At 60.4% G+C, this 22967-nt stretch carries 23 protein-coding genes and 1 pseudogene; 15 read left to right on the forward strand and 9 right to left on the reverse strand.

Annotation, left to right across the window (positions count from 1 at the left end; all coding sequences use genetic code 11):
* Positions 1-124: 124 nt before the first annotated feature.
* Entirely contained in the window at positions 125-1618 is a 1494-nt protein-coding gene (locus QNH97_RS27890) for an aldehyde dehydrogenase (protein WP_283554806.1), read from the reverse strand.
* A 243-nt stretch (positions 1619-1861) separates the two neighbouring features.
* Here QNH97_RS27890 and QNH97_RS27895 point away from each other — a divergent pair, with 243 nt between their 5' ends.
* A complete protein-coding gene (locus tag QNH97_RS27895; protein ID WP_063323807.1) occupies positions 1862-2224 on the forward strand; it encodes a cupin domain-containing protein in 363 nt (120 codons plus the stop codon).
* Positions 2225-2393: 169 nt separating this feature from the next.
* Positions 2394-2612 (forward strand): peptidase inhibitor, encoded by a 219-nt coding sequence (locus tag QNH97_RS27900; RefSeq protein WP_150753847.1) that lies wholly within the window; start codon positions 2394-2396, stop codon positions 2610-2612.
* 88 nt (positions 2613-2700) lie between these two features.
* Here the strand turns inward: QNH97_RS27900 and rpmG are convergent, their stop codons facing one another.
* Together rpmG and rpmB are read right to left on the reverse strand one after the other, a co-directional pair.
* On the reverse strand, positions 2701-2856 hold the full coding sequence (rpmG, locus tag QNH97_RS27905; RefSeq protein ID WP_007894709.1) for a 50S ribosomal protein L33: 156 nt from the start codon (positions 2854-2856) through the stop codon (positions 2701-2703).
* 11 nt (positions 2857-2867) lie between these two features.
* A complete protein-coding gene (rpmB, locus tag QNH97_RS27910) occupies positions 2868-3101 on the reverse strand; it encodes a 50S ribosomal protein L28 (RefSeq protein ID WP_003177273.1) in 234 nt (77 codons plus the stop codon).
* Positions 3102-3537: 436 nt separating this feature from the next.
* Between rpmB and QNH97_RS27915 the strand changes: the two genes are divergently transcribed.
* Entirely contained in the window at positions 3538-5124 is a 1587-nt protein-coding gene (locus tag QNH97_RS27915; protein ID WP_283554807.1) for an ABC transporter substrate-binding protein, read from the forward strand.
* Positions 5125-5196: 72 nt separating this feature from the next.
* Here the strand turns inward: QNH97_RS27915 and radC are convergent, their stop codons facing one another.
* Positions 5197-5871, reverse strand: a complete 675-nt coding sequence (gene radC / locus QNH97_RS27920; protein WP_283554808.1) for a RadC family protein — start codon at positions 5869-5871, stop codon at positions 5197-5199.
* 144 nt (positions 5872-6015) lie between these two features.
* Here radC and coaBC point away from each other — a divergent pair, with 144 nt between their 5' ends.
* The 4 genes and pseudogenes from coaBC to argB all read left to right on the forward strand — a co-directional run bounded on the left by coaBC (position 6016) and on the right by argB (position 10271).
* Positions 6016-7224 carry a bifunctional phosphopantothenoylcysteine decarboxylase/phosphopantothenate--cysteine ligase CoaBC gene (gene coaBC, locus QNH97_RS27925; protein ID WP_025216131.1) on the forward strand — a complete coding sequence of 403 codons (1209 nt, stop codon included), beginning with the start codon at positions 6016-6018 and terminating at the stop codon, positions 7222-7224.
* Between the two features lie 5 nt (positions 7225-7229).
* Entirely contained in the window at positions 7230-7685 is a 456-nt protein-coding gene (gene dut, locus QNH97_RS27930; protein ID WP_003206867.1) for a dUTP diphosphatase, read from the forward strand.
* A 253-nt stretch (positions 7686-7938) separates the two neighbouring features.
* Positions 7939-9342 (forward strand): annotated as a pseudogene (locus QNH97_RS27935) (phosphomannomutase/phosphoglucomutase); the annotation flags it as partial.
* 23 nt (positions 9343-9365) lie between these two features.
* A complete protein-coding gene (gene argB, locus QNH97_RS27940) occupies positions 9366-10271 on the forward strand; it encodes an acetylglutamate kinase (RefSeq protein WP_230152175.1) in 906 nt (301 codons plus the stop codon).
* A 188-nt stretch (positions 10272-10459) separates the two neighbouring features.
* Here argB and pyrE read toward each other — a convergent pair whose 3' ends face one another.
* Positions 10460-11104 carry an orotate phosphoribosyltransferase gene (gene pyrE, locus QNH97_RS27945; RefSeq protein WP_283554809.1) on the reverse strand — a complete coding sequence of 215 codons (645 nt, stop codon included), beginning with the start codon at positions 11102-11104 and terminating at the stop codon, positions 10460-10462.
* Positions 11105-11186: 82 nt separating this feature from the next.
* Between pyrE and crc the strand changes: the two genes are divergently transcribed.
* Positions 11187-11966, forward strand: a complete 780-nt coding sequence (gene crc / locus QNH97_RS27950; protein ID WP_013694557.1) for a catabolite repression control protein Crc — start codon at positions 11187-11189, stop codon at positions 11964-11966.
* Positions 11967-12090: 124 nt separating this feature from the next.
* Here the strand turns inward: crc and gltS are convergent, their stop codons facing one another.
* The 3 genes from gltS to rph all read right to left on the reverse strand — a co-directional run bounded on the left by gltS (position 12091) and on the right by rph (position 14780).
* Positions 12091-13296: a sodium/glutamate symporter gene (gene gltS / locus QNH97_RS27955; protein ID WP_283554810.1), complete on the reverse strand. Its 1206-nt coding sequence runs from the start codon at positions 13294-13296 to the stop codon at positions 12091-12093.
* A gap of 362 nt (positions 13297-13658) precedes the next feature.
* Positions 13659-14027 carry a DUF4870 domain-containing protein gene (locus QNH97_RS27960; RefSeq protein ID WP_025216135.1) on the reverse strand — a complete coding sequence of 123 codons (369 nt, stop codon included), beginning with the start codon at positions 14025-14027 and terminating at the stop codon, positions 13659-13661.
* A gap of 30 nt (positions 14028-14057) precedes the next feature.
* Positions 14058-14780 (reverse strand): ribonuclease PH, encoded by a 723-nt coding sequence (gene rph, locus QNH97_RS27965; protein ID WP_283554811.1) that lies wholly within the window; start codon positions 14778-14780, stop codon positions 14058-14060.
* Between the two features lie 273 nt (positions 14781-15053).
* Here rph and QNH97_RS27970 point away from each other — a divergent pair, with 273 nt between their 5' ends.
* The 6 genes from QNH97_RS27970 to QNH97_RS27995 all read left to right on the forward strand — a co-directional run bounded on the left by QNH97_RS27970 (position 15054) and on the right by QNH97_RS27995 (position 20360).
* Positions 15054-15917 carry a YicC/YloC family endoribonuclease gene (locus QNH97_RS27970; RefSeq protein WP_283554812.1) on the forward strand — a complete coding sequence of 288 codons (864 nt, stop codon included), beginning with the start codon at positions 15054-15056 and terminating at the stop codon, positions 15915-15917.
* Between the two features lie 10 nt (positions 15918-15927).
* Positions 15928-16548, forward strand: coding sequence for a guanylate kinase (gene gmk, locus QNH97_RS27975; protein WP_123343525.1), 621 nt, complete (start codon positions 15928-15930; stop codon positions 16546-16548).
* Between the two features lie 167 nt (positions 16549-16715).
* Complete coding sequence (gene rpoZ / locus QNH97_RS27980; RefSeq protein ID WP_003177259.1) at positions 16716-16979, forward strand: DNA-directed RNA polymerase subunit omega; 264 nt, start codon at positions 16716-16718, stop codon at positions 16977-16979.
* A 60-nt stretch (positions 16980-17039) separates the two neighbouring features.
* Positions 17040-19145 carry a bifunctional GTP diphosphokinase/guanosine-3',5'-bis pyrophosphate 3'-pyrophosphohydrolase gene (gene spoT / locus QNH97_RS27985; RefSeq protein ID WP_283554813.1) on the forward strand — a complete coding sequence of 702 codons (2106 nt, stop codon included), beginning with the start codon at positions 17040-17042 and terminating at the stop codon, positions 19143-19145.
* 37 nt (positions 19146-19182) lie between these two features.
* Positions 19183-19563 (forward strand): deaminase RidA, encoded by a 381-nt coding sequence (gene ridA / locus QNH97_RS27990; protein ID WP_014340863.1) that lies wholly within the window; start codon positions 19183-19185, stop codon positions 19561-19563.
* 56 nt (positions 19564-19619) lie between these two features.
* Complete coding sequence (locus QNH97_RS27995) at positions 19620-20360, forward strand: hypothetical protein (RefSeq protein ID WP_283554814.1); 741 nt, start codon at positions 19620-19622, stop codon at positions 20358-20360.
* A 574-nt stretch (positions 20361-20934) separates the two neighbouring features.
* Here QNH97_RS27995 and QNH97_RS28000 read toward each other — a convergent pair.
* Positions 20935-21792, reverse strand: a complete 858-nt coding sequence (locus QNH97_RS28000; protein WP_283554815.1) for an SDR family oxidoreductase — start codon at positions 21790-21792, stop codon at positions 20935-20937.
* A gap of 187 nt (positions 21793-21979) precedes the next feature.
* Here QNH97_RS28000 and exbB point away from each other — a divergent pair, with 187 nt between their 5' ends.
* On the forward strand, positions 21980-22963 hold the full coding sequence (gene exbB / locus QNH97_RS28005; RefSeq protein ID WP_283554816.1) for a tonB-system energizer ExbB: 984 nt from the start codon (positions 21980-21982) through the stop codon (positions 22961-22963).
* The last annotated feature ends 4 nt before the right edge of the window (positions 22964-22967 follow it).

The following is a 22967-nucleotide window of genomic DNA, read 5'->3' on the forward strand; positions in this document are numbered from 1 at the left end:
TCGCGATGGCGGCGCAACATTCAACAAAGTCGTCGACTGTCGTACCGCTATCGCGAGCAACCTCGCTCCCACAGAGGGAATCAGCGCTGCATGACGCCCCGGACAAGGTCCGGGGCCGCCACTGTCAGAGCTTGATCCAGGTCGACTTCAGCTCGGTGTACTTGTCGAACGCATGCAGCGACTTGTCGCGACCGTTGCCCGATTGCTTGAAACCACCAAAAGGCGCGGTCATATCGCCGCCATCATACTGATTGACCCAAACGCTGCCGGCGCGCAGGGCCTTGGCGGTCAGGTGAGCCTTGGAGATGTCCTTGGTCCATACAGCGGCGGCCAGGCCGTACGGCGTATCGTTGGCAATCTGGATCGCTTCCTCAGCGGTGTCGAAGGCGATGACTGACAACACCGGGCCGAAAATCTCTTCCTGGGCGATTTTCATCGCGTTGCTCACACCGTCGAAAATCGTTGGCTCGACATAGGTGCCACCGGTTTCCTCGAGAATCCGCTTGCCACCGGCTACCAGTTTGGCGCCGTCATTGTGACCGGCCTCGATGTAGGACAACACAGTGTTCATCTGCTGGGTATCCACCAAGGCACCGACATTGGTCGCCGGGTCCAGCGGATTGCCAGGTTTCCAACCCTTGAGGGCTTCAATCACCAGTGGCAGGAACGTGTCCTTGATGGAGCGCTCCACCAACAGCCGCGAACCGGCGGTGCAAACTTCGCCCTGATTGAACGCGATGGCGCTGGCGGCAGATTCAGCGGCCGCTTGCAGATCCGGGGCATCGGCGAACACGATGTTCGGGCTCTTGCCGCCGGCCTCCAGCCAAATGCGCTTCATGTTGGATTCGCCGGAGTAAATCATCAGTTGCTTGGCGATCTTGGTGGAGCCGGTGAACACCAGCGTATCGACGTCCATGTGCAGGGCCAGGGCCTTGCCAACGGTATGGCCGTAGCCAGGCAGCACGTTCAGCACGCCTTTCGGAATGCCGGCCTCGATGGCCAGGGCAGCGATACGGATGGCGGTCAGCGGGGATTTTTCCGACGGCTTGAGCACCACCGAGTTACCGGTGGACAGCGCCGGGCCAAGCTTCCAGCAAGCCATCATCAGCGGAAAGTTCCACGGCACAACAGCGCCGACGACACCCACTGGCTCGCGGGTCACCAGGCCCAGCTGGTCGTGCGGGGTGGCCGCCACTTCATCGTAGATCTTGTCGATGGCTTCACCGCTCCAGCTCAACGCTTGCGCCGCGCCAGGAACGTCGATGTTCAGGGAATCGCTGATCGGCTTGCCCATGTCCAGGGTTTCGAGCAAGGCCAATTCTTCGGCGTTCTGCTTGAGCAGGCCGGCAAAACGGATCATGGTGGCTTTGCGTTTGCTCGGCGGCAGGCGCGACCAGACGCCGGAATTGAAGGTCGCACGGGCATTTTCGACAGCACGCTGGGCGTCGGCGACGTCGCAGCTGGCGATCTTGCCAAGCAGGCGGCCATCGACCGGGCTGAGGCAATCAAAGGTTTCGCCGGACACCGCATCGGTGTATTCACCATTGATGAAGGCACGGCCTTCGATTTTCAGGTCGCGGGCGCGTTGTTCCCAATCGGCACGAGTCAGGGTGGTCATGCGTGTGTCCTCCTCTTATTGAGTACGAACGCCGCGCAATGCGCAGCGCTCCAAGAATTTTGCCCAGCCAGTCTGTTTCCGGCGCTTTTTTTGGCATGGGGCACCCGCCACCCTAAACCAGCGGCCGGTCATGTTTCAATATATTTGACACAACACGGCCAAACGGCCTTGCGATGTTCGTTTTAATAAACATAGACTTTGGCTCTTCCAGCCATTCGAACCGTCATTACCGGGGTTTACCGTATGAGCATTCAGGACATCGTCGACTTCAGCCAAGCCAATACCACCGCCGAACGCTATCGCCCGGACCCGGCCAAGGTGTTCAAGGGCGATCCCGAACAAACGGTGTTCAACCACTACAGCAGCCCCTGCGGGCAAATGAACGCGGGCGTATGGGAAGGCGCCGTCGGCCAGTGGACGGTCAATTACACCGAGCATGAATACTGCGAAATCGTCCAGGGCGTTTCCGTACTGCGAGACGACGACGGCAATGCCAAGACCCTGCGGGCCGGCGACCGGTTTGTGATCCCGGCGGGTTTCCAGGGCACCTGGGAAGTGCTGGAGCCGTGCCGCAAGATTTATGTGGTGTTCGAACAGAAGGCTTGAGCCCCCGCCGAAAAAGAAGCTGACACTCTATCGCTGGTCAAGACCACCGCAGCAGATAAGACTGCTCACGGGCGTCACGCATTTTATCGTCGCAACGACAACGCACAGGACGTGCGGTCAACCCGACAGGTGAGCGCCCCGATCCTATAACTATTTGCAAGGAGGCAATATGCCCGTCTTACCCGACCAATGCGATCTCGCCATCGCCCAATACACCATCGGCCAAAAATGCACCCCTCAGTTGCTGGAAGAGGTTCGCGCCCTGGCCAACGGAGCTCCCGTACGCGCGACAGGCCCGAAGTACCCTTCGAGCTGGGACCTGCGTCCGCGACGCATCAACCTGCACACCAATGCCGACAGAATCATTGTCAGCATCAACTGCGGTTGACCCCTCTCGTCGCTGACCACAAAACCTGAGCAACAAAAAAGGCCCGTATCTCGCGATACGGGCCTTTTTCGTAAGAAGGAAAAATCAATTACTTGATTTTGCCTTCCTTGTAGATCACGTGCTTGCGAACAACCGGATCAAATTTCTTGATCTCGATTTTGTCCGGGGTAGTACGCTTGTTCTTGTCGGTAGTGTAGAAGTGACCAGTACCGGCGCTCGAGATCAAACGAATCAATTCACGCATGATTAGCTCCCTTAAACCTTGCCATCGCGACGAAGTTCGGCCAGCACGACACTGATGCCACGCTTGTCGATGATACGCATGCCCTTGGCAGATACGCGCAGACGCACAAAACGTTTCTCTTCTTCAACCCAGAAGCGGTGATGCTGCAGGTTCGGCAGGAAACGACGACGGGTTTTGTTGTTTGCGTGGGAAATGTTATTCCCAGTCACCGGACCCTTACCGGTAACTTGACAGACTCTCGACATGCCTCAGCCCTCTAAAACCACATGCCCAACCCGGCATGGGTTGGCCGCTTAATCTCTCAGTCATTTGGCGCCAGGCGCCGCGTTTCTTTAAGGGTCTTACCGGCTACACCTACAGTGAAGGAACCGGGCCCCTAGAAAAGAGCGCTGCTTTATACCAGAAAGACCACAGTGCAACAACAGCCGATGTGATTTGTCTTCATTGGAAACCCTCGTTCAACCGCCCCGGACGGCTGCGGCAAAGGCTGGCGCGGCCGGCGACCACTCGTCGCCACCTCAAGGTTTTTTTCAACCGAAGGCGAGTTTGGCCGTCAAGGCGACAATGCAGAGTGCCGGAAAATGTAAAAAGGGGATAGTCATTTGCCAGCGAGCCCACTAGGGTAAGCCTTTTCCAGACTGCACTCGCAGATGGGCCTTCGACTTGCACAGGAAACCGACCATGCGCCTCGCTGCCCTACCGTTGTTGCTCGCCCCTCTGCTGATCGCCCCGCAGGCCTTCGCCGCCGCCCTGAGCGTCTGCACCGAAGCCAGCCCGGAGGGGTTCGATGTCGTCCAATACAACTCACTGACCACCACCAACGCCTCCGCCGATGTGCTGATGAACCGCCTGGTGGATTTCGACACCGCCAGCGGCAAAGTGGTCCCCAGCCTGGCCGATCACTGGGAAGTCTCGGCCGATGGCCTGACCTACGTGTTCAAGCTGCACCCACGGGTCAAGTTCCACCACACCGAATACTTCACGCCGCGCCGCGACCTGACCGCAGAAGACGTGAAATTCAGCTTCGAGCGCATGCTCGATCCGGCGAACCCTTGGCACAAGGTGGCGCAGAGCGGCTTCCCACACGCCCAGTCGATGCAGCTACCGGCGCTGATCAAGAAAATCGACGCACTGGATCCGTTGACCGTGCGTTTCACCCTCGATCATGCCGACTCGACCTTCCTGGCAACGTTGAGCATGGGGTTTGCCTCCATCTATTCGGCCGAATACGCCGATCAGTTGATGAAGGCCGGCACGCCGGAAAAACTCAACAGTCAGCCGGTCGGTACCGGCCCGTTCATTTTCAACCGTTTCCAGAAAGACGCTTCGATTCGCTACAAGGCCAACGGCGATTATTTCGGTGGCAAGCCCCAAGTAGACCCCTTGATCTTCGCCATCACGCCGGACGCCAACGTGCGCTTGCAGAAATTGCGCCGCAACGAATGCCAGATCGCCCTGTCGCCCAAGCCTCTGGACGTACAAGCCGCCAAGCAAGAGCCTACGCTGAGCGTGGCCCAGACCGACGCTTTCATGACCGCGTTCGTGGCGATCAACAGCCAGCATCCGCCGCTGGACAAGCCCGAGGTGCGCCAGGCCATCAACCTAGCCTTCGACAAGCCCAGCTACCTCAAGACCGTCTTCGAAGGCACTGCCGAAGCGGCCAACGGCCCCTATCCACCGAACACCTGGAGCTACGCCAAGCACTTGCCCGGCTACGCCTATGACCCGGCCAAGGCCCGCGACCTGCTGGCCAAGGCCGGCTTGAAAGAAGGTTTCCAGACCACCATCTGGACCCGCCCTTCCGGCAGCCTGCTAAACCCCAATCCCAGCCTTGGCGCGCAACTGCTGCAGTCCGACCTGGCGGAAATCGGCATTCGAGCCGAAATCCGGGTGATCGAATGGGGCGAACTGATCCGTCGCGCCAAGGCCGGTGAACATGACCTGCTGTTCATGGGCTGGGCCGGTGACAACGGCGACCCTGACAACTTCCTCACGCCGCAGTTTTCCTGCGCGGCGGTCAAGGCTGGCACCAACTTCGCCCGCTACTGCAACCCGGACCTGGACAAACTGATCAGCGCCGGCAAGACCACCAGCGAGCAAGGCGTGCGCACCAAGCTTTACGAACAGGCCCAGGCGCACATCCAGCAACAGGCCCTCTGGCTGCCGTTGGCGCACCCGACTGCATTCGCCCTGACTCGCAAGGATGTCCAGGGTTATGCGGTCAGCCCGTTTGGCCGGCAGGACTATTCCAAGGTCAGCCTCAAGTAACCCAGCCCACAGCGCCCTCCTGTGGGAGCGAGCAGGCTCGCTCCCACAAAGGCCTCGCTCGTTAGATCGCGCCTACATCCACCCATACTCCGCCATCGACAACGGCTCCCCATCGCCGACGATGAAATGGTCGAGCACCCGCACATCGATCAGCTCCAGCGCCTCCTGAAGCCGCTCAGTGAGCATCCGGTCGGCCTGGCTGGGCTCGGGGTTGCCTGAGGGGTGGTTGTGGCACAGGATCAGTGCGGCGGCGTTGTGGGCCAGGGCCCTTTTGACCACCTGTCGAGGATGAACACTGGCGCTGTCGATAGAGCCGCGGAACAGCGCCTCGAACGTCAGCACCTGATGCTTGGAATTGAGAAACAGGCAACCGAACACCTCATGGGGTTCATGGCGCAGCATTGACTTCAGGTATTCACGAACCGCAAATGGACTTTCCAGCATTGTCTTAGCGCGTGCCCGCTCAGCCAAATGCCGACGGCTCATTTCTTGAGCCGCTTGCAACTGGGCAAATTTTGCGGGTCCGAGCCCCATGTGACCGCTGAACGTGACCTGGTCCGCTTCCAGCAGCGCGCGCAGGCTGCCAAATTGAATCAATAGTTGTCGCGCCAGATCCACCGCGCTTTTCCCCGACACGCCGGTGCGTAAAAAAATCGCCAGTAACTCGGCATCTGAAAGACTCCCCGCTCCCAACGCCAATAACCGCTCCCGTGGCCGCTCGGCGGCAGGCCAATCGCGAATACTCATAGCATCTCCCTGATTGTGGGCGCCGCTGTTCCGTAGCGGTCGCTGTGATATCGTAGCCCATCTTTTTTGCAGGCGATTTGCACCCTGGCAGCTGCTGCCAAGGGGTTCGCCTTGCACTGACCACTGAAATCGAAAGGCAGGCCTATGCAGCGGCTGTATCGGAAACGCATCGTTCTGGGCGTCGGCGGCGGCATTGCCGCCTACAAGAGCGCCGAGCTGGTTCGCCGACTCATCGACCAGGGCGCAGAAGTGCGGGTCGTCATGACCCGCGGCGGCAGTGAGTTCATCACCCCGCTGACCATGCAGGCCCTGTCCGGGCACCCGGTTCACCTGGATTTGCTCGATCCGGCGGCCGAAGCCGCCATGGGCCATATCGAGCTGGCCAAATGGGCCGACCTGGTGCTCATCGCCCCAGCCACGGCCGACCTGATCGCCCGCCTGGCCCAAGGCATCGCCGATGATTTGCTGACCACCCTGGTGCTCGCCACCGACGCCGTGGTCGCCGTCGCCCCGGCCATGAACCAGGCGATGTGGCGCGATCCGGCCACCCAGGCCAACCTGCAACTGCTCGAAAGCCGTGACCTGAAAGTCTTCGGCCCGGCCTCCGGCAGCCAGGCTTGCGGCGATGTCGGCATGGGCCGCATGCTTGAAGCCACTGACCTGGCTCAGTGCGCCGCCGACTGCTTCCAGCGCCAGGCCCTGACCGGCAAACACGTGCTGATCACCGCCGGACCGACCCAGGAAAACATCGACCCGGTGCGCTACATCACCAACCACAGCTCCGGGAAAATGGGTTTTGCCCTGGCCGAAGCCGCGGTGGAAGCTGGCGCCAGGGTGACGCTGATCACCGGCCCCGTGCACTTGCCGACCCCGGACCGGGTCACCCGCATCGACGTGGTCAGCGCCCGGGACATGCTCGCGGCCTGCGAAGCAGCCATCCCGTGCGATCTTTTCATCGCCTCGGCGGCGGTAGCGGATTACCGCCCCGAAGTCGTCGCCCCGCAAAAATTGAAGAAAGACCCTACAAGCGGCGACGGCCTGCTACTACAAATGGTGCGCAACCCGGATATCCTCGCCACCATCGCCACTCGCCCTGACCGGCCCTTCAGTGTCGGCTTCGCCGCCGAGACCGAACACCTGCTCGATTACGCCGCACGCAAACTCAAGGACAAGAATCTGGACTTGATCGTCGCCAACGACGTCGCCAACCCGAGCATCGGCTTCAACAGCGAAGAAAACGCCTGCAGCGTGATCGACCGCCAGTTGCACGCCACACTTTTCGCCCAGACCAGCAAGAGCAAGATTGCCCGCCAGCTGGTCACCTTTATCGCCGAACGTCTGAACCAGGTTTAATTTTCATGCACGCCTTACAAGCCAAGATTCTCGATCCACGCATCGGCAACGAATTCCCGCTGCCGCAATACGCCACCCCGGGCTCCGCCGGCCTCGACCTGCGGGCAATGCTCAAGCAGGACACGATCCTCGAACCGGGGCAGACCTTGCTGATCCCTACCGGCCTGTCGGTGTACATCGGCGACCCTGGCTTGGCCGCACTGATCCTGCCGCGCTCCGGACTGGGCCATAAGCACGGCATCGTGCTGGGCAACCTGGTAGGGCTGATCGACTCCGATTACCAGGGCGAGCTGATGGTTTCGTGCTGGAACCGCGGTCAAACCGCGTTCAACATCGCGGTGGGCGAGCGCATCGCCCAATTGGTATTGGTGCCGGTGGTCCAGGCTCACTTCGAACTGGTGGAAGAATTCGACGAAAGCCAGCGCGGCGCCGGCGGTTTCGGGCATTCGGGCAGCCACTGATCCTGCTGTTTCAAGCCGGGCGTTCTGCCCGGCTCGTTTGTTAAGCTTCTGTTTCAGGACGATAAATGCGAAAGGGCTCTGGGCAAGGTTTTCCCATCCGGAATCAACGTATTAGGCTAATGTGTTCAAGGTAACGCTGTCTCATGGCACTTTCCCACCGCGAACTCTCTGTCAAAAACGCCGTCATACCCTTCAGCTTGAGCCTGCCGACGCTCGCCGTCGGCCTGTCCAGTCACTTTCCTGATAGAGCGCCCCGCCCATGAACACCCCAGCTGCAATCGCCCCGATCTTCCCTGACAGCATCTTCCGCGCCTACGACATCCGTGGTGTGGTACCGGAAACCCTCACCGCCGAAACCGCCTACTGGATCGGCCGCGCCATCGGCTCCCAGAGCCTGGCCCAGGGCGAACCGAACGTGTCCGTCGGCCGCGATGGCCGCTTGTCGGGCCCGGAATTGGTCGAGCAGTTGATCAAAGGCGTTGCCGACAGTGGCTGCCACGTCAGCGACGTGGGCCTGGTGCCGACCCCGGCGCTGTACTACGCCGCCAACGTGCTGGCCGGTAAATCCGGCGTGATGCTCACCGGCAGCCACAACCCGTCGAACTACAACGGCTTCAAGATCGTCATCGCTGGCGACACCCTCGCCAACGAGCAGATCCAGGCCCTGCACACCCGCCTCAAGACCAACGATCTGAGCAGCGGCCAGGGCAGCGTGACCCAGGTCGATATCCTTGAGCGCTACAACGACGAAATCGTCAAAGACGTGAAACTCGCCCGTCGCCTGAAAGTAGTGGTCGACTGCGGCAACGGCGCGGCCGGTGTGATCGCCCCACAACTGATCGAAGCCCTGAACTGCGAAGTCATTCCGCTGTTCTGCGACGTGGACGGCAATTTCCCCAACCACCACCCGGACCCGGGCAAGCTGGAAAACCTGCAAGACCTGATCGCCAAGGTCAAGGAAACCAACGCCGACCTGGGCCTGGCCTTCGACGGTGACGGCGACCGCGTGGGCGTGGTGACCAATACCGGCAGTGTCGTATTCCCGGACCGCCTGCTGATGCTGTTCGCTCGCGACGTAGTGGCGCGCAATCCGAACGCGGAAATCATCTTCGACGTTAAGTGCACCCGTCGCCTGGTGCCGTTGATCAAGGAATACGGCGGCCGTCCGCTGATGTGGAAAACCGGTCATTCGCTGATCAAGAAAAAGATGAAGCAAAGCGGCGCCCTGCTGGCCGGCGAGATGAGCGGGCACATCTTCTTCAAGGAGCGCTGGTTCGGTTTCGACGACGGTATCTACAGCGCCGCGCGCCTGCTGGAAATCCTCAGCAAGGAAAAATCCAGCGCCGAAGAGCTGTTCGCGACCTTCCCGAACGATATTTCTACGCCAGAAATCAATATCCATGTGACCGAAGAGAGCAAATTCAGCATCATTGATGCACTGCACGACGCCCAGTGGGGCGAAGGGGCCGAACTGACCACCATCGACGGTGTGCGGGTCGACTACCCACAAGGCTGGGGCCTGGTCCGCGCGTCCAACACCACACCGGTGCTGGTCCTGCGTTTCGAGGCTGACAACGAAGCCGAACTGCAGCGCATCAAGGACGTGTTCCACACCCAACTCAAACGTGTTGCACCCGATCTCCAACTACCGTTTTGATTTTTGAATCACCGGAGCCCTGAATGACCCTCGAACGCGAAGCCGCAGCCAATACCGCCAAGGTCCTGTCCGAAGCGTTGCCTTATATCCGACGCTACGTCGGCAAGACCCTGGTGATCAAATACGGCGGCAACGCGATGGAAAGCGAGGAGCTGAAAACCGGCTTCGCCCGCGACATCGTGCTGATGAAGGCCGTGGGCATCAACCCGGTGGTGGTGCATGGCGGCGGCCCGCAGATCGGTGACCTGCTCAAGCGCCTGTCCATCGAGAGCCACTTCATCGACGGCATGCGTGTCACCGACGCGCAGACCATGGATGTGGTGGAGATGGTCCTCGGCGGCCAGGTCAACAAGGACATCGTCAACCTGATCAACCGCCATGGCGGCAGCGCCATTGGCCTGACAGGCAAGGATGCCGAGTTGATCCGGGCGAAGAAACTCACCGTCACCCGCCAGACGCCGGAGATGACCCAACCGGAAATCATCGACATCGGTCACGTGGGCGAAGTGGTTGGCATCAACACCGACCTGCTGAACCTGCTGGTCAAGGGCGACTTCATCCCGGTGATCGCGCCCATCGGCGTGGGCGCCAACGGTGAGTCGTACAACATCAACGCCGACCTGGTGGCCGGCAAGGTGGCCGAAGCACTGAAAGCCGAAAAGCTGATGCTGCTGACCAACATCGCCGGCCTGATGGACAAGTCGGGCAAGGTCCTGACCGGGCTGTCGACGCAACAGGTCGATGAGCTGATCGCCGACGGCACCATCTACGGCGGCATGCTGCCGAAGATTCGCTGCGCGCTGGAAGCGGTACAGGGCGGCGTCGGCAGCTCGCTGATCATCGACGGTCGGGTACCGAACGCGATCCTGCTGGAGATCTTCACCGATACCGGCGTGGGGACGTTGATCAGTAATCGCAAGCGTCCATAAGCGACACTCATAAAAAAGGCCCCGCTCAACCAAGTTGAGCGGGGCCTTTTTTTTACACCACTTATTCAGATGATGTTCTTGTGGCGAGGGAGCTTGCTCCCGCTGGGCCGCGCAGCGGCCCCAACATTCTTGCGGTCGCTACGCAACCGAGCGGGAGCAAGCTCCCTCGCCACAGGAATCAAAAGCCTTCAGACACCAAACTGCGCCCGATAAGCCTCAACCGCCGGCAAATGCTGCTTGAGCTGCGGATCGTCGGCCAAAAACTCCAGGACCTGGTTCAGCGACACGATGCTGATCACCGGAATGCCAAAGTCGCGCTCCACTTCCTGGATCGCCGACAACTCACCGTTGCCGCGCTCCTGACGGTTCAGGGCGATCAGCACGCCGGCCGCCTTGGCGCCTTCCTGGGAAGCGATGATCTGCATCACTTCGCGGATGGCAGTGCCGGCGGTGATCACGTCGTCGATGATCAGCACTTCACCGGTCAGCGGTGCGCCCACCAGGCTGCCGCCTTCGCCATGGGCCTTGGCTTCCTTGCGGTTGAAACACCAGGGCAGGTCGCGGCCGTGGTGTTCGGCCAAGGCGACGGCGGTGGTGGCGGCCAATGGGATGCCTTTGTAGGCTGGGCCAAACAACACATCAAACGCAATGCCGCTCTCGACGATGGCCGCCGCATAGAAACGGCCCAGCTGCGCCAGGGCGGAACCGCTGTTGAACAGGCCGGCATTGAAGAAGTACGGGCTGGTGCGACCGGACTTGAGGGTGAACTCACCGAAGCGCAAAACGCCGCGATCGATGGCAAAACGAATGAAATCGCGCTGATACGCTTGCATGAAAAAAGCCCCAAATACCACGGATTTAGCTAAATAGGTACACGCCGTGTATCATACACGCACGTGATTTTTGGGGCCATTTATGCGGATCATCAGTGTGAACGTCAATGGTATTCAGGCTGCAGTGGAGCGAGGTTTGCTCAGTTGGCTGCAAGCACAGAATGCCGACGTCATCTGCCTGCAGGACACCCGCGCCTCCGCCTTTGAACTGGACGATGCAGCCTTCCAACTGGATGGTTACTTCCTTTATGCATGCGATGCCGAAGTCCCCGCCCAGGGTGGCGTGGCTTTGTACTCGCGGCTGCAACCGAAGGCTGTCATCAACGGTCTCGGTTTCGAGACGGCGGACCGCTACGGGCGCTACCTGCAAGCCGATTTTGACAAGGTCAGCATCGCGACCTTACTGCTCCCTTCGGGGCAGAACGGCGATGAAGATTTGAATCAGAAATTCAAGCTAATGGACGACTTCGCCCGTTATCTGGATAAACAGCGGCGCAAACGTCGCGAGTACATTTATTGTGGCTCGCTGTACGTGGCGCAGCAGAAGCTGGATATCAAGAACTGGCGCGACAGCCAACAATCCCCGGGATTCCTGGCGCCGGAACGGGCCTGGATGGACGAGATCATTGGCAACATGGGTTATGTCGACGCCCTGCGGGAAGTCAGCCGTGAAGGCGATCAGTACAGCTGGTGGCCAGACAATGAACAGGCCGAGATGCTCAACCTCGGCTGGCGCTTCGACTATCAGTTGCTGACGCCCGGCTTGCGCCGCTTCGTACGCAGCGCCCGCTTGCCGCGCCAGCCACGGTTCTCGCAACACGCACCGCTGATCGTCGATTACGACTGGACGCTGACCATCTGAATGTCCTTCGTGGTATGGGTCGGGCTGCGAAAGCAGTCGAGTCGACCCGCTAAAGAAAATGCCCGTATCGAAAGATACGGGCATTTTCTTTTTAGACCGGTGTCACTCACACAAACGCTGAACCTCAAGCAGCAGCAAAAAACGGCAGGGCAAGGTACAACTTGATCACGATGACATTAATGATGTCGATGAAGAAGGCACCCACCATCGGCACCACCAGGAACGCCATTTGCGAAGGTCCGTAGCGCTGTGTCACCGCTTGCATGTTAGCGATGGCCGTTGGTGTGGCGCCCAGTCCAAAACCGCAATGACCTGCCGCCAGTACTGCCGCGTCGTAGTTACGCCCCATCATTCTGAATGTCACAAAAATCGCAAACAATGCCATACCGAGTGCTTGCACAGCCAAGATGATGAAGATCGGCAACGCCAGTGCAGCCAGGTCCCATAGCTTGAGCGACATCAGGGCAATTGCCAGGAACAGCGACAAACTGACATTCCCCAGCACGGAAACTTCACGCTCAAACACCTGATACAAGCCAAGCGCCGAAAGGCCATTGCGCAAAACAACACCTACAAACAAGACGCAAACGAAGGTCGGCAACTCAAAGGCTGTTTCATGGAGAATGCCATTCAGCAAAGTACCTGCCAGTAAGCTGACCGCGATCAGGGCGAGTGTTTCGATAAACGAAAATGGCGTGATCGAACGCTCTTTGTTCGGCTGCTCAAAACCCTTCGGCAGCCGCGGTCTTTCTTGCTCCAGCCCCGGTATCTGGACACGCTTGACGAGCAGACGAGCCACCGGCCCTCCAATCAGGCCGCCCAATACCAGGCCAAACGTCGCAGAGGCCATCGCAAGTTCGGAAGCGGAAGCCAGACCGAACTTCTCACTGAACATCGTTCCCCACGCGGCCCCCGTACCATGCCCGCCGGACAAGGTGATCGAGCCTGTCAACAGGCCCATCAGCGGATCGAGCCCCAACATCGTTGCAAGCCCGATGCCCAGGGCATTCTGGACCACCAAAAGCCCGACGACCGCCAGCAGGAAAACCCCCACTACACGCCCGCCTTTCTTCAAGCTGGCAAAGTCTGCACTCAAGCCAATGGTGGCAAAAAACGCCAACATCAAGGGTGTCTGCAGGGACGTATCGAATCGCACCTCAATATCAAGGAATCGCAAGGCGAGGAGAACCAAGGCAACTACCAAGCCGCCCGCTACGGGTTCGGGAATATTATAAGCGCGGAGGAAACCGACACGCGCGACAAGTCTGCGCCCCAACAAAAGTACTAAGGAAGCGGCTACCAGTGTTCCGTAAAAATCGAGTTGAACCATCGGGTTTATTCTTGCGGCCTATATTCAGAAGCGAACTGTTTACCTGGACACGCCTCTTGAACAGGTTGATTGTCTCAACGCTGATTGGTTGTGTGATTCAATGACCTTCACTGGTCTGAATATATCGAAATATTTCTAGATAAATATAACTTGGCGCAACCTTATCAATCGGCAAGTCTCATTGCCAAGAACATAGGCTGTATTGGGACTGTTTAGTTGTGACTGGACGTGTATGAGCGATACACACATAGTTCGAAACATTTATCCGACAAATAAAAAACAAATGCCCCGACAAGTCGGGGCATTTGTTTGAGTCGTGGCGCACGGGGGATTAGTTCAAACCGGGTTGCCAACCTCTTCCGTTACTTGACCAATCGCCAGGTAAACGGATACCGGTACGGCTGCCCTTCATTGGCCTTCACCCCACCGATAATGGTCAGCACCAACGCACCGATAGCCACCAGGCCGAACAGGAAGAAGCCAATCACCACGACCATCAGCAGCAGGCTGATCGCCGAGGCAATCGCCACGGTGATCTGGAAATTCAGCGCTTCCTTGCCCTGGGCATCGATGAACGGGTCGGATTCGCGCTTGAGCTGCCAGAGCACCAGCGGCCCGATCAGCGTGCCGAACGGAATCCAGATCCCCAGCAAGGCGGACAGGTGACAGAACATCGCCCATTGACGCGCCTCCTTGCTGGGCTGGGGCAGTAGGACTTGTTCATCACTCATGACATTCTCCTTGCCTGAAGCGCGAAACAATCAGTCAGCCAATGCGGCCTTTTGCAGTTCGAAAATCTCGTTCATGCCTTTCTTCGCCAACTCCAGCATAGCGTTCAATTCTTCCGGCTGGAACGGCGCGCCTTCAGCAGTGCCCTGGACTTCAATGAAGCCGCCAGCGCTGGTCATGACCACGTTCAAGTCGGTCTCCGCGGCGGAGTCTTCCAGGTAGTCCAGGTCCAGCACCGGCTCGCCCTGGTAAATGCCTACCGACACCGCGGCGATCATCTGCTTGAGCGGATCGCCGCCCTTGAGGCCGCCACGCTTCTTGATCACTTTCAAGGCATCGACCAGCGCGACCATGGCGCCGGTGATCGACGCGGTACGCGTGCCGCCATCGGCCTGGATCACGTCGCAATCGACATACAAGGTCACGTCGCCCAGCTTGGACATGTCCAGTGCGGCCCGCAGCGAACGGCCGATCAGGCGCTGGATCTCCAGGGTCCGGCCGCCCTGCTTGCCACGGCTGGCTTCGCGCTGGTTCCGCTCACCGGTGGCGCGCGGCAGCATGCCGTATTCGGCGGTCAACCAGCCTTGGCCCTGGCCCTTGAGGAAGCGTGGCACACCGTTTTCGACGCTGACTGTGCAGATGACTTTGGTATCACCGAATTCGACCAGTACAGATCCCTCGGCGTGTTTGGTGTAGTTGCGGGTAATGCGGATCGAGCGGAGCTGATCGGCAGCGCGACCACTTGGACGTTTCATAGGGAACACCTGTACGGAGGACGGAAAACTGTCGAGCATTATAGAGCCGTGAATCGTCATAGGGCAGTTAAACGTAGCGCAGTTCTAAAAAGCCGTTGCGAGCGAAGACGCTCAACGCCCCGGCCGACAGGCTGCAGCGCTTTGTCGCATGCGCGTTTGGGGCATGCGTCTCACTGCGCTACAATCCTGCGCCTTTGCTGCCCTTGGGCTTTTATTCACAGATATCAGGCTCCATGACCGCCGGTCATGGCCGCCTCATTGCGAGGAACCTCCATGGTGCACAGCATGACCGCCTTCGCCCGCGTCGAAAAAGCCGGGGCCCAAGGCACGCTGAGCTGGGAACTGCGCTCGGTCAACAGCCGCTACCTGGAGCCGCACCTGCGCCTGCCCGAATCCTTTCGCGACCTTGAGGGTGGCGTGCGCGAAGCCCTGCGCCAGGGGCTGTCCCGAGGCAAGCTGGAATGCACCCTGCGCTTCACCGAGGAAAGCGCCGGCAAGACACTCCAGGTGGACCGCGAGCGCGCCGCGCAACTGGTGGCCGCCGCCGAAACCGTCGCCAGCCTGATCAAAAACCCCGCCGCCCTGAATCCGCTGGAAGTCCTGGCCTGGCCGGGTGTGCTGGTGGGCGATGCCAGCGACCCGCAAGCGCTGAACGCCGAGGCAATGGCACTGTTCAACGAAGGGCTCAAGGAGCTCAAGGCCGGCCGCGAGCGTGAAGGCGCGGAATTGGCCCGGCTGATCAACGAGCGCCTGACCTCCATTGAAGAAGACGTCAGCACCCTGCGCGAGCTGGTCCCGCAGATGCTCGCCACCCAGCGCCAGAAAGTGCTCGACCGCTTCGCCGACATGAAGGCCGAACTGGACCCGCAGCGCCTGGAACAGGAAATGGTCATGCTCGCGCAAAAGAGCGACGTGGCCGAAGAACTGGATCGCCTGAGCACCCACATCATCGAAGTCCGCCGGGTGCTCAAGTCCGGCGGTGCGGCCGGTCGCCGCCTGGACTTCCTGATGCAGGAGCTCAACCGCGAAGCCAATACACTGGGCTCCAAAGCCTTCGATCCGCGCAGTACCCAGGCTGCGGTCAACCTCAAGGTGTTGATCGAGCAAATGCGCGAACAAGTGCAAAACATTGAGTAAGGCTAACGACATGACCCACAGCACCGGCACTCTCTACATCATTTCCGCACCCTCGGGCGCGGGCAAGACCAGCCTGGTCAAGGCGCTGATCGATGCCGAGCCGCAGATCCGCGTCTCGGTCTCGCACACCACCCGCGCCATGCGCCCGGGCGAAGTAAATGGCGTGAACTATCACTTCGTCGACCGCGAAGAGTTCGTGAGGATGGCCGAACACGGCGACTTCCTGGAGCGCGCCGAGGTCTTCGGCAACCTTTATGGCACTTCGCAAAGCTACCTGCAGCAGACCCTGGACGAAGGCCATGACCTGATCCTGGAAATCGACTGGCAAGGTGCCGAGCAGGTGCGCAAGCTGATGCCCCAGGCCCGCTCGATCTTTATTCTGCCGCCGAGCCAACAGGCCTTGCGCCAGCGCCTGACCAACCGAGGCCAGGACAGCGACGACATCATCGAAGGCCGGATGCGCGAAGCGGTCAGCGAAATGAGCCACTACGTCGACTACGATTACCTGATCATCAATGACGATTTCGCCCACGCACTGGACGATCTGAAGGCGATTTTCCGCGCCAGTCAGCTGCAGCAGAAACGCCAGCAGCAACGTTTCGGTAAATTATTGGCCGAATTGTTGGGCTGAACAGCCCTTCCCAAAACCGCTGCGACGGCTTTACATTGGTACTCGCAGCGCGCCGAGGGGTTTGGTTAAAAAATCAGCGCTTCCCTAAACGCTGGTGTTTTTTTAAACTGTCGAGTCCGCTCGCCCAACCGGGCAGCGCGCATATTGCATTCGCTCCGAGGAATACCATGGCCCGCGTAACCGTTGAAGACTGCCTAGAACACGTGGAAAACCGCTTTGAGCTGGTCATGCTCTCTACCAAGCGTGCCCGTCAACTGGCCACCGGCGGCAAAGAGCCATTGGTCCAGTGGGAAAACGACAAGCCTACCGTAGTAGCGCTGCGTGAAATCGCCGAAGGCCTGATGAGCTACGAGTTCATCGCCAACGCTGAAATCGTTGAAGACGAACCGCTGTTCGCAGCGTTCGAGGACGAGTCCAACGAGGCGGTCTAAGCCTATGCCTGGTCGACGTAGCACGGCGCGGGGTCACAGCAAACGGCAGGAGTCATTATCATGCCGAGCATAGACGCCCTCGCCGATCGCTTATCGGCCTACCTCGGCAAGGACCAGGTCAATCTGGTCCGCCGAGCCTATTTCTACGCCGAACAAGCCCACGACGGCCAACGCCGCCGCAGTGGCGAGGCGTACGTCACGCACCCGCTTGCGGTGGCGAACATTCTTGCCGACATGCACATGGACCATCAGAGCCTGATGGCGGCGATGCTGCATGACGTGATCGAAGACACCGGCATTGCCAAGGAAGCGCTGCAAGCGCAGTTCGGCGAAACCGTGGCCGAACTGGTCGACGGGGTCAGCAAACTGACCCAGATGAACTTCGAGACCAAGGCCGAGGCCCAGGCCGAAAACTTCCAGAAAATGGCCATGGCCATGGCGCGCGACATCCGCGTGATCCTGGTCAAGCTTGCCGACCGCCTGCACAACATGCGCACCCTGGAAGTACTCTCCGGCGAAAAGCGTCGGCGCATCGCCAAGGAAACCCTGGAGATCTACGCGCCCATCGCCAATCGCCTGGGCATGCACGCGATTCGTATCGAGTTCGAAGACCTCGGCTTCAAGGCCATGCACCCGATGCGTTCGGCGCGGATCAACCAGGCCGTCAAGCGCGCCCGGGGCAACCGCAAGGAAATCGTCAACAAGATCGAAGAGTCCCTGAGCCACTGCCTGGCTATCGACGGCATCGAAGGCGAAGTCAGCGGCCGGCAGAAACACCTCTACGGCATCTACAAGAAAATGCGCGGCAAGCGTCGAGCCTTCAACGAGATCATGGACGTCTATGCGTTCCGGATCATCGTCGACAAGGTCGATACCTGCTACCGCGTGCTGGGTGCTGTGCATAATTTGTACAAACCGTTGCCGGGGCGTTTCAAGGATTACATCGCGATTCCCAAGGCCAACGGCTATCAGTCGCTGCACACCACGCTGTTCGGCATGCACGGCGTACCGATCGAAATCCAGATCCGTACCCGTGAAATGGAAGAGATGGCCAACAACGGCATCGCCGCCCACTGGCTCTACAAATCCAGCGGCGACGAACAACCCAAGAACACCCACGCCCGGGCCCGACAATGGGTCAAGGGTGTGCTGGAAATGCAGCAGCGGGCCGGCAACTCCCTGGAATTCATCGAAAGCGTCAAGATCGACTTGTTCCCGGACGAGGTCTACGTCTTCACGCCCAAGGGCCGGATCATGGAGCTGCCCAAGGGCTCCACGGCCGTGGACTTTGCCTACGCCGTGCACACCGACGTCGGCAACAGTTGCATCGCGTGCCGGATCAACCGCCGCCTGGCGCCGTTGTCCGAACCGCTGCAAAGCGGCTCCACCGTGGAAATCGTCAGTGCCCCCGGCGCCCGACCGAATCCGGCGTGGCTTAATTTCGTGGTCACCGGCAAGGCCCGTACGCACATCCGTCACGCCTTGAAGCTGCAGCGCCGCTCCGAATCCATCAGCCTGGGCGAACGCCTGCTGAACAAGGTGCTGAACGGGTTCGACAGCTCCCTGGACAAGATTCCGGCCGAGCGTGTGCAACTGATGCTCAACGAGTACCGCCTCGAACTGATCGAGGATCTGCTCGAGGACATCGGCCTGGGCAACCGCATGGCCTACGTCGTCGCCCGTCGCCTGCTGGGTGAAGGCGAACAGCTGCCAAGTCCTGAAGGCCCTCTGGCGATTCGCGGTACCGAAGGCCTGGTGCTCAGCTATGCCAAGTGTTGCACACCTATCCCGGGCGACCCGATTGTCGGCCACCTGTCCGCCGGCAAGGGGATGGTGGTGCACCTGGACAACTGCCGCAACATCAGCGAAATCCGTCATAACCCGGAAAAATGCATCCAGCTCTCCTGGGCCAAGGATGTCACCGGCGAATTCAACGTCGAACTGCGGGTCGAGCTGGAACACCAGCGTGGCTTGATTGCCCTGCTGGCCAGCAGCGTCAACGCCGCCGACGGCAATATCGAGAAAATCAGCATGGACGAACGCGATGGCCGCATCAGCGTGGTCCAACTGGTGGTCAGCGTGCACGACCGCGTGCACCTGGCCCGCGTGATCAAGAAACTGCGTGCCCTGACTGGCGTTATCCGCATCACCCGGATGCGCGCATAGCTGCGCAAACAGGCCCACCCATTACAAGGAGTCATTCATGACCAAAACCGTTATCACCAGCGACAAGGCCCCAGCCGCCATCGGCACTTATTCCCAGGCCATCAAGGCGGGCAACACCGTGTACATGTCGGGCCAGATCCCGTTGGACCCGAAGACCATGGAGCTGGTGGAAGGCTTCGAAGCCCAGACCGTGCAGGTGTTCGAAAACCTCAAGGCCGTGGCCGAGGCTGCCGGCGGTTCGTTCAAGGACATCGTCAAGCTCAACATCTTCCTCACCGACCTGAGCCACTTCGCCAAGGTCAACGAGATCATGGGCAAGTACTTCGACCAGCCTTACCCTGCCCGCGCCGCCATTGGCGTAGCAGCCCTGCCAAAGGGCGCGCAGGTTGAGATGGACGCCATCCTGGTCATCGAGTAATAAGGCCGGCGCAGCCCCCTCCCGCTGCGCCGTTTTCGTTCTGAAAGGATTCCACCATGCGCAAAGCGCTTGCTTTCTCGCTGGTCGCCCTGCTTTTGGGCGGCTGCGCCAGCGACCCTGCCGACCGTGACATCAGCGGCACCTGGATCAACCAGGCAGCCATCGACGCTGCCGCCAAAGGCGGCCCGCTTCGCGAGGCGCTGCAGGGCTATGGCCCGAACCTGGAATGGGACGTCAACACCCGGGCTGGCCAGGCGCGCTATACCAACGGCTTTGAAAATGTCGAAGGCAAGTTGCTGGGCGAAGAAGATGGCGCGTGGAAAGTCGATTTCTACGGCAGCTCCGCCAGCGAACTCAAGCGCGACGGCAACCAACTGAGCCAGGCCGCCACCGAGAACGAACCGCAGCAGATGTTCGACCGCGCGTCAGGCCAGGTGCCCGAAGGCGCGCCCCTCGGCGCCAGTTTCGAGCGAGCGCTGTATGCCGCCTACCTAGGGGGCACCTGGAACATCGCCAGCGGCCCCGGCCAAGGCGCCAGCGTGCAATTCCAACCCGACGGCCAGGTCAGCGGCCTACCGGGCGCCGATCGGTACGCCTTGTGCCTGGCGGGCGACTGCGCCTCCATGAGCGGCGGCAACGACAACATCTGGCTGCAACAGAACGGCCAGGGCAACACCTGGATCTTTGCCCGCGACGGCAAGAAGCTGGAAATTTTCCAGACCGTCAACGCAGCGCTGGCCGATGAAATGCCATCGTTCACGCCGGGTACCCGGCAATGGCTGCTGGAAAAGCAATAACCCCCCTGTGGGAGCGAGCTTGCTCGCGAAATGCGGTGGACCTGTGCCGATGATGTTGGCTGGCCTGCCGTCATCGCGAGCAGGCTCGCTCCCACATTGGTATCCGGATAGGCCCAAGTTCCAGCTTCGCAACCATTCCCCTGTGGGAGCGAGCTTGCTCGCGATAGCGGTGGACCTGTGCCGATGATGTTGGCTGGCCTGCCGTCATCGCGAGCAGGCTCGCTCCCACATTGGTATCCGGATAGGCCCAAGTTCCAGCTTCGCAATCATTCCCCTGTGGGAGCGAGCTTGCTCGCGATAGCGGTGGACCTGTGCCGATGATGTTGGCTGGCCTGCCGTCATCGCGAGCAGGCTCGCTCCCACATTGGTATCCGGATAGGCCCAAGTTCCAGCTTCGCAACCATTCCCCTGTGGGAGCGAGCTTGCTCGCGAAATGCGGTGGACCTGTGCCGATGATGTTGGCTGGCCTGCCGTCATCGCGAGCAGGCTCGCTCCCACATTGGTATCCGGATAGGCACAAGTTTCAGCTTCGCAACCATTCCCCTGTGGGAGCGAGCTTTGAGGCGTCAGGAAGTCAGCAGCGCCCTTCCAGAATCGCCGCATACCCCTCGCGAAAACTCGGATAACGCGGCGTCCAGCCCAACGCCTTTGCCCGGGCATTGCTGCAGCGCTTGCTGCCGGCCCGGCGGACGCTGGCGTTTTCGGCCCATTGGGTGACACCCAGGTAGTCGCGAAGCCAGCCCACCACCTCGGCCAGCGCGGCGGGAGCGTCGTCGACGCCGATGTAGCAATCTTCCAAGGGCTTTCCCTGGCGATCGGCTTCCAGCAGGAAGGCCAGCAGGCCCGCCGCGTCGTCGGCGTGGATGCGGTTGGCGTACAGGGGCGGGTCTTCCACCACGCTATAACCCTGGCGCACCTGGCTCAGCAGCCATTCGCGGCCCGGGCCGTAGATGCCGGTCAGGCGCACGCGGCTGGCGGGGATGCCGCTGTCCAGCGCCACTTGCTCGGCTTCAAGCATCAGCCGGCCGGAGTAGCCACCGGCCACGGTGGGCGAGGTTTCATCGACCCATTCCCCCGCTTGCTGCCCATACACACTACTGCTGGACACAAACAGCAGGCGCTTGGGCCGCTGCCCATGCTGCTTCAACCAGCTCAACACATGCTGCAACCCTTCTATGTAAGCCGCTCGATAACCCGCTTCGTCATGCTCGGTGGCGGCCGCGCTGTACACCAGATAATCCAGCGACCCGGTGGGCCAATCGGCAGGACATTGCTCGCTGAACAAATCGCCCGCCACCCCAGCAACCCCGGCCGGCAGGTGCGAAACCGTGCGTCGCAAGCCATAGACTTGCCAATGTTCGGCCAATAACTGGCTGGCCAGGCGGCCGCCGATATCACCGCAGCCGGCGATCAAAACAGAAGGCGCGGACATTAAAATCTCCTCTGATAAAGGCGCAGACTAGCCCTCGGAAGGGACAAGCGGCTAGCAATGCAGGAAAAAAAGTTACTGTATTACTTTTGTTAACAAGAATTACTTGCAATAATGCTCGCCACTTTTGTTCTCGGCCCACGAGGCCTGGAAGAACATCAACCTTCTTTTTCTCTCAGGTCCGGCCAGCATGAAACGCTCTCTATCCTCCGCTTCGCCAACCAACCGACCTCGCGCCTGGAGCGCAGTGGCAGCCCTGCTGCTCAGCCTGCTGCTGGCGCCCGTCGTCGCGTTCGCCGATGCACAGACGCCCGCCACGACACCGGCCACCGCCCCTGCCGCAACGGCCCCGGCACCTGCCGACGCTGGCGCACCCGTTGCCACGCCGGTGGCCACCGACCCGGCCCAGCCCGTCGAAGCCAGCGCCGCAGACGCGCCGCAAGTGCTCGAGGCCGACAACTCCTTGGGCATGGCCCACGACCTGTCGCCATGGGGCATGTACCAGAACGCCGACATCATCGTGAAGATTGTCATGATCGGCCTGGCCATCGCCTCGATCATCACCTGGACCATCTGGATCGCCAAAGGCTTCGAGCTGCTGGGGGCCAAGCGTCGCTTGCGCGGTGAAATCGCCGCCCTGAAAAAAGCCACCACCCTCAAGGAAGCCAGCGCCAGCGCCGCGAAAGAAGGCACCCTCGCCAACCTGCTGGTGCACGACGCGCTCGAAGAGATGCGCCTGTCGGCCAACAGCCGTGAGAAGGAAGGCATCAAGGAGCGCGTGAGCTTCCGCCTCGAACGCCTGGTTGCCGCCTGTGGCCGCAACATGAGCAGCGGCACCGGCGTGCTCGCCACCATTGGTTCCACCGCGCCGTTCGTCGGCCTGTTCGGCACCGTGTGGGGCATCATGAACAGCTTCATCGGCATCGCCAAGACCCAGACTACCAACCTCGCCGTAGTGGCCCCCGGCATCGCCGAAGCCCTGCTGGCGACCGCACTCGGTCTGGTGGCAGCGATCCCGGCCGTGGTCATCTACAACGTCTTCGCCCGCTCCATTGCCGGCTACAAGGCCCAGGTCTCCGACGCCTCGGCTGAAGTCCTGCTGCTGGTCAGCCGCGACCTCGACCACCTGCCGCCCGAGCGCGGCTCGCAACCGCACATGGTGAAAGTGGGGTAATCGG

The sequence above is a fragment of the Pseudomonas sp. G2-4 genome, from assembly GCF_030064125.1.
GTDB lineage: Bacteria > Pseudomonadota > Gammaproteobacteria > Pseudomonadales > Pseudomonadaceae > Aquipseudomonas.

Coding starts and splice junctions, on each gene's coding strand:
- rpmG (WP_007894709.1), bottom strand. CDS start 2,856: ATGCGTGAATTGATTCGTTTGATCTCGAGCGCCGGTACTGGTCACTTC.
- exbB (WP_283554816.1), top strand. CDS start 21,980: ATGAAACGCTCTCTATCCTCCGCTTCGCCAACCAACCGACCTCGCGCC.
- gmk (WP_123343525.1), top strand. CDS start 15,928: ATGACCCACAGCACCGGCACTCTCTACATCATTTCCGCACCCTCGGGC.
- rpoZ (WP_003177259.1), top strand. CDS start 16,716: ATGGCCCGCGTAACCGTTGAAGACTGCCTAGAACACGTGGAAAACCGC.
- rph (WP_283554811.1), bottom strand. CDS start 14,780: ATGAAACGTCCAAGTGGTCGCGCTGCCGATCAGCTCCGCTCGATCCGC.
- QNH97_RS27900 (WP_150753847.1), top strand. CDS start 2,394: ATGCCCGTCTTACCCGACCAATGCGATCTCGCCATCGCCCAATACACC.
- radC (WP_283554808.1), bottom strand. CDS start 5,871: ATGAGTATTCGCGATTGGCCTGCCGCCGAGCGGCCACGGGAGCGGTTA.
- argB (WP_230152175.1), top strand. CDS start 9,366: ATGACCCTCGAACGCGAAGCCGCAGCCAATACCGCCAAGGTCCTGTCC.
- dut (WP_003206867.1), top strand. CDS start 7,230: ATGCACGCCTTACAAGCCAAGATTCTCGATCCACGCATCGGCAACGAA.
- QNH97_RS27890 (WP_283554806.1), bottom strand. CDS start 1,618: ATGACCACCCTGACTCGTGCCGATTGGGAACAACGCGCCCGCGACCTG.
- rpmB (WP_003177273.1), bottom strand. CDS start 3,101: ATGTCGAGAGTCTGTCAAGTTACCGGTAAGGGTCCGGTGACTGGGAAT.
- coaBC (WP_025216131.1), top strand. CDS start 6,016: ATGCAGCGGCTGTATCGGAAACGCATCGTTCTGGGCGTCGGCGGCGGC.
- QNH97_RS27995 (WP_283554814.1), top strand. CDS start 19,620: ATGCGCAAAGCGCTTGCTTTCTCGCTGGTCGCCCTGCTTTTGGGCGGC.
- QNH97_RS28000 (WP_283554815.1), bottom strand. CDS start 21,792: ATGTCCGCGCCTTCTGTTTTGATCGCCGGCTGCGGTGATATCGGCGGC.
- ridA (WP_014340863.1), top strand. CDS start 19,183: ATGACCAAAACCGTTATCACCAGCGACAAGGCCCCAGCCGCCATCGGC.
- QNH97_RS27960 (WP_025216135.1), bottom strand. CDS start 14,027: ATGAGTGATGAACAAGTCCTACTGCCCCAGCCCAGCAAGGAGGCGCGT.
- QNH97_RS27915 (WP_283554807.1), top strand. CDS start 3,538: ATGCGCCTCGCTGCCCTACCGTTGTTGCTCGCCCCTCTGCTGATCGCC.
- QNH97_RS27895 (WP_063323807.1), top strand. CDS start 1,862: ATGAGCATTCAGGACATCGTCGACTTCAGCCAAGCCAATACCACCGCC.
- spoT (WP_283554813.1), top strand. CDS start 17,040: ATGCCGAGCATAGACGCCCTCGCCGATCGCTTATCGGCCTACCTCGGC.
- pyrE (WP_283554809.1), bottom strand. CDS start 11,104: ATGCAAGCGTATCAGCGCGATTTCATTCGTTTTGCCATCGATCGCGGC.
- crc (WP_013694557.1), top strand. CDS start 11,187: ATGCGGATCATCAGTGTGAACGTCAATGGTATTCAGGCTGCAGTGGAG.
- gltS (WP_283554810.1), bottom strand. CDS start 13,296: ATGGTTCAACTCGATTTTTACGGAACACTGGTAGCCGCTTCCTTAGTA.
- QNH97_RS27970 (WP_283554812.1), top strand. CDS start 15,054: ATGGTGCACAGCATGACCGCCTTCGCCCGCGTCGAAAAAGCCGGGGCC.